3 protein-coding genes are annotated in these 4,774 nt (G+C 50.4%); all 3 read left to right on the top strand.

What is annotated here, in order from left to right:
* Positions 1–943 (top strand): efflux RND transporter periplasmic adaptor subunit (locus tag ACTIE6_RS07995; RefSeq protein WP_439556138.1); only part of this gene is annotated, 943 nt, incomplete at its 5' end.
* A 9-nt stretch (positions 944–952) separates the two neighbouring features.
* Positions 953–4,051, top strand: coding sequence for an efflux RND transporter permease subunit (locus ACTIE6_RS07990; RefSeq protein WP_439556137.1), 3,099 nt, complete (start codon positions 953–955; stop codon positions 4,049–4,051).
* 192 nt (positions 4,052–4,243) lie between these two features.
* Positions 4,244–4,774, top strand: a 531-nt coding sequence (locus ACTIE6_RS07985; RefSeq protein WP_439556136.1) for an RNA polymerase sigma factor, incomplete at its 3' end; no start/stop codon positions are given.

Below are 4,774 nucleotides of genomic sequence, written 5' to 3'. Positions count from 1 at the left end.
GGTTACCGAATCCATTCGTCTCACAGGTCAGATTGAATACAATCCCAATCAGGTAGTCCGCTACGCCAGTCTGGTGACGGGTGTGATCACCAAGTCTTACATTTCATTGGGTGACCGGGTCAAAAAAGGACAGGTACTCGCCGAAATGCGCAGCGCCGAACTTTCGGAGCTGAACACGCAGGGCAAGGTGCTGGAAACACAGTTGAAGGTGGCGGAGCGCAAGCTCGCCTCTACCAAATCCATGTTCGAAGACCGCATTGCGTCGGAAAAAGACCTGGCGGAAGCGCAGAGCGAAACGGAGATTTTGAAATCCGAAATAGAGAAAATCAAATCCAATCTCACGCTTTATAATGCAAGTTCGGAACGAGGCGTGTTCCAGATCAAGGCGCCGGTGAGCGGATATGTGGTGGAAAACAATATGTCCGACGGGACGCAGATCAGCAACACCGAGCCCAATCTGTTTACAATTTCAGATCTGTCCGAAGTGTGGGTGACGACGAATGTATACGCCGTCGACCTGCCATTTGTACAAACCGGCATGAAAGCCGTAATCAAATCCAAAGCTTATCCCGACGACTTTTTCGAAGGCACGATCTCCGACATTTCCCAGGTTTTCGACCCACAGGAACGTGTTCTCAAAGCTCGGATCAGGATGCAGAACAAAAGCCTGAAACTCAAACCCGGCCTGACCATTGAAGCCGTCGTGAAGAAAAATTCCGGAGAAATGGCAGTGGGCGTACCTGCCGACGCGATGATTTTTTACAACAACGAAAACTACCTCCTCATCCAGAAACCTGATAATACGCTCGAACCGCGCAAAGTAACGGTCGACGTGAAAGACAATGACCGGCTTTTCTTCAAAAGCGGCATTGCGGCGGGCGAAAAAGTGGTCGTGAACAATCAGCTGCTACTTTTTTCGGAAGTCCTCAGTCAGGAAAACTAACAGATACTTATGCAGAAATTAACGCAAGGCATCGTATCCTTTTCGCTGAGGAATACGATGATCATATTTTTCATGACGGCCCTGTTGGCCGTGGTGGGCGTGGTGAGCTACATCCACACGCCCATTGAGGCATTCCCGGACGTGACCAACACCCGCGCGCGGATCATCACACAGTGGCCCGGCCGCAGCGCCGAGGAAGTCGAAAAATTCATTACGCTGCCTGTGATGAAGGAAATGAACACGATCCCGAAAAAGTCGCAGGTCAGGTCCATTTCGCTGTTCGGTTTGTCGGTGGTAACGGTCTTGTTTGAGGATAAGGTGGAGGATTTTTATGCGCAGCAATATGCGTCTACGCGCCTTAATAACATTGAAATGCCCGCTGGCGCCGAGGCCGAGATCGAGCCGCCTTATGGGGCTACGGGCGAGATTTTCAGGTATGTGATCAAAAGCGAGCGGCCGATCAAGGAGCTTACTGCATTGCAGGAATGGGTGATCGAGCGCGAGCTGGTCGCAGTGCCGGGCGTGGCTACGGTGGCAAGTTTTGGGGGTGAGGAAAAAATCTATGAGATCCGTGTGAACCCTGCATTACTCGCCCAATACAACCTCACGCCGCTCGATGTGTACGATGCGGTGGGAAAAAGCAATATTAATGTCGGCGGGGATGTGATCCAGAAAGGCGATCAGGCTTATGTGGTGCGCGGGATGGGTTTGCTGGAAAGCGTAAAGGATATCGAGAACATTCTGATTAATGTAAAAGGAAATACACCTGTGCTGGTGAAGCAGGTGGCCGATGTGGAAATCACTGCAAAGCCGCGGCTGGGTCAGGTCGGGCTGGGAGAGGAGAAGGACCTGGTCGAGGGGATTGTGGTGATGCTGCGGGGTGAAAATCCGAGCGAAGTCATTGAAAAGCTGGAAAATACGATTGCCGATCTGAACAACCGCATTCTTCCGGCCGACGTGAAAATCGTCCCGGTGATCGACAGGACCGAGTTGGTGGACGCAACAGTAAATACCGTCACACACAACCTCGCCGAGGGCATTGTGCTCGTTTCGGTCATTGTTTTTGTGTTTTTGTTCAACTGGCGTACCACGCTCACGGTGGCGCTGGTAATCCCGCTTTCGTTCTTGTTTGCGATTACGATGCTGCGCATTCAGGGCTTGCCGGCCAACCTGATCTCGTTGGGGGCGATTGACTTTGGGTTATTGCTGGAAGGGACGATGGTGATCGTGGAAAAAATTTACGTAGACCTCGAACGAAGTTCGCTGAAAATGGGCGTCGACAGGTTTAATAAAATGTCGAAACTCGGACTGATTAAACGCAGTGTCAGGCACGTAGCGCCGCATATTTTCTTTGCACAAATTATTCTGATTGTCGCATTGCTGCCGATTTTCTCTTTCCAGAAAGTAGAGGGAAAAATGTTCTCGCCACTCGCATTTACATTGGGTTATGCATTGATCGGCTCGCTGATCTTGAGTCTGACTTTTGTGCCGGCGATGTGCAAGGTTTTGCTGCAAAGGAATGTGCGGGAGATTAATAATCCGGTCGTGAATTTTTTCCGGAACAACATCTTCAAGCTCTATCAATGGAGCGACCGGAACAGGAAGCTGGTGATGGTATCATTTGTGGTTCTGTTTGCGGTTTGTGTGGGGAAATTCCTGACTTATGGGACGGAGTTTATTCCAAAACTCAATGAAGGCGCTATTTATGTGAGGGCGACGTTGCCTAACAGCATCAACCTCGAACAGTCTGTCAAATCCAGCAATGCACTGCGCGATACTTTGCGCTCTTTCAAGGAAGTATCCTTTGTGATGAGCCAGACCGGCCGCCCGAACGACGGTACCGATCCGACCGGCTTCTTCAACAATGAATTTCACATTCAGCTCAAACCGGAAAGTGAATGGACGCGCAAAATCACAAAGGAAGAATTGCTGCGCGAAATGAAGGAAGTACTCGGCGCTTTTCCGGGGATTACCTTTGGATTCAGTCAGCCGATCCAGGATAATGTGGAAGAATATGTGGCCGGGGTGAAAAGCTCGCTGGTGGTGAAAGTTTTCGGCGACGATTTGCAGGATATGGAACGCCAGGCCGACGAAGTAGCAGCGCAACTGAAAGGTGTAGAAGGTGTTACGGACATTCTTGTGTACCGGAACATCGGTCTGCCTGAGCTCAACATTAAGCTCGACGAAGGCCGCATGGCGCGCCACGGCGTATCCATGGCCGACGCCCAGGCGGTGATCGAAATGACGATCGGAGGAAAAGCGGCGTCTACTTTTTACGAAAACGACCGGCTGTTTGACATCACCGTGCGCTACCAGGAAAAGTACCGCAATACGCAGGAAGAAATCGGCAATATCCTGATCCCGTCGCTCGACGACCACGAAGTGCCATTAAAGGAAATCGCCACCATCGGCACCAAAACCGGCCCGTCCTTCATTTACCGCGAAGGCAGCAGCCGCTACATCGGCATCGGTTTCAGCATCGATGGACGCGACCTGGGCAGCACCATCGCCGAAGCGCAGAAAGTGGTGAAAGACAATGTGAAATTTACCAAAAATGCGAAGGTGGAATGGGCAGGGGAATTTGAAAGCAAAGAGCGCGCAACCGCACAGCTGGCGGTGATCGTTCCGGCTGCATTGATGCTGATTGTGTTTCTGTTATATATGAATTTCGGGAATGTGAAAGATACGGCTATCTCACTGATCACCATTCCATTTGCATTCATCGGCGGCTTCCTTTCGCTGTGGGCTACGGGTACTATTTTCGGGATTTCAGCCGGGATCGGTTTTATCATTCTACTCGGCGTTTGTACGATCGACGGGATCATTCTGGTGCATGTGATGAAAGATAATCTCCTGCACAAAATGGCCCTCCGGCAGGCCATTTCAGACGGTCTTTACGGACGGATCCGCCCGGTGATCATGATTGCTTTAATGGGCTCGCTCGGACTTTTACCCGCTGCATTGTCCAACGGAATGGGCTCCGAAATCCAGAAGCCGCTCGCGATTATGATCGTCGGCGGACTGATCATCTGTATGTTTTTGTCCTTCACCGTTTTGCCGCAGGTATTTTACTGGGCTTACCGGAAACTGGATTCTTCAAAGGCTTAACGCAGAAGTTGCGTCCTTCAACAGTAATCCTGGAATCGGATCCAGCTTTTCCGGGATTACTGTGGTTGCTTCATGCTTTTCAAGGCACCTTACAACTCTATGTTTTAATTTTTTATTAAGTTAATCCTCAATCTACTAAAGAAGCAAAACAAAAGATATATTTGAGGTCACGCGACACGATCATTGGTAATCATGAATTCCCGTAACCTTTTCGACGAAAGAGAAACCCTCGCTGCACTGGCGCGGGGTGACGAGTCGGCGTTCGCGCAAATCTTCGGGGAGTACAGCCCCAGAGTTTACCGGGTTGCACTGAAATTTCTTGACTCAAAGGAAGCCGCCGAAGAGGTGGTTCAGGACATTTTCATGGATATCTGGCTCCGACGTGAGAAAATGGAAGAAGTCCTGAATCTGGGAGGCTATCTGCGGGGAATGGTGAGGAAGCAGGTTTACGACGCCTATCGCTCAAACACTGCTTTCTCGAACCTGGCCAGCGAGCTGAATTACCTTAACCAGTCTGCCAATACCACGGAACAGCTTATCCAGGAGCATGAATATGAATGCTTTTTAGAAGAAGTAATTGGCAAGCTGCCTGTTCACCAACAGGAAATTTACCGGCTCGCAAAGCAGGAAGAACTTAGCCACGAGGAGATCGCCCAACGCCTGAACCTTACGCGCCTGGCCGTCAAATCTCATATGAAGCGTATACTCAGTTTCATCCGCGTC

The organism is Dyadobacter sp., from assembly GCF_051859145.1.
In the GTDB taxonomy this organism is placed as follows: Bacteria; Bacteroidota; Bacteroidia; order Cytophagales; family Spirosomataceae; genus Dyadobacter.
Note: the sequence above shows the minus strand (reverse complement) of the source record. Positions and strands in the feature narration are given on the sequence as shown.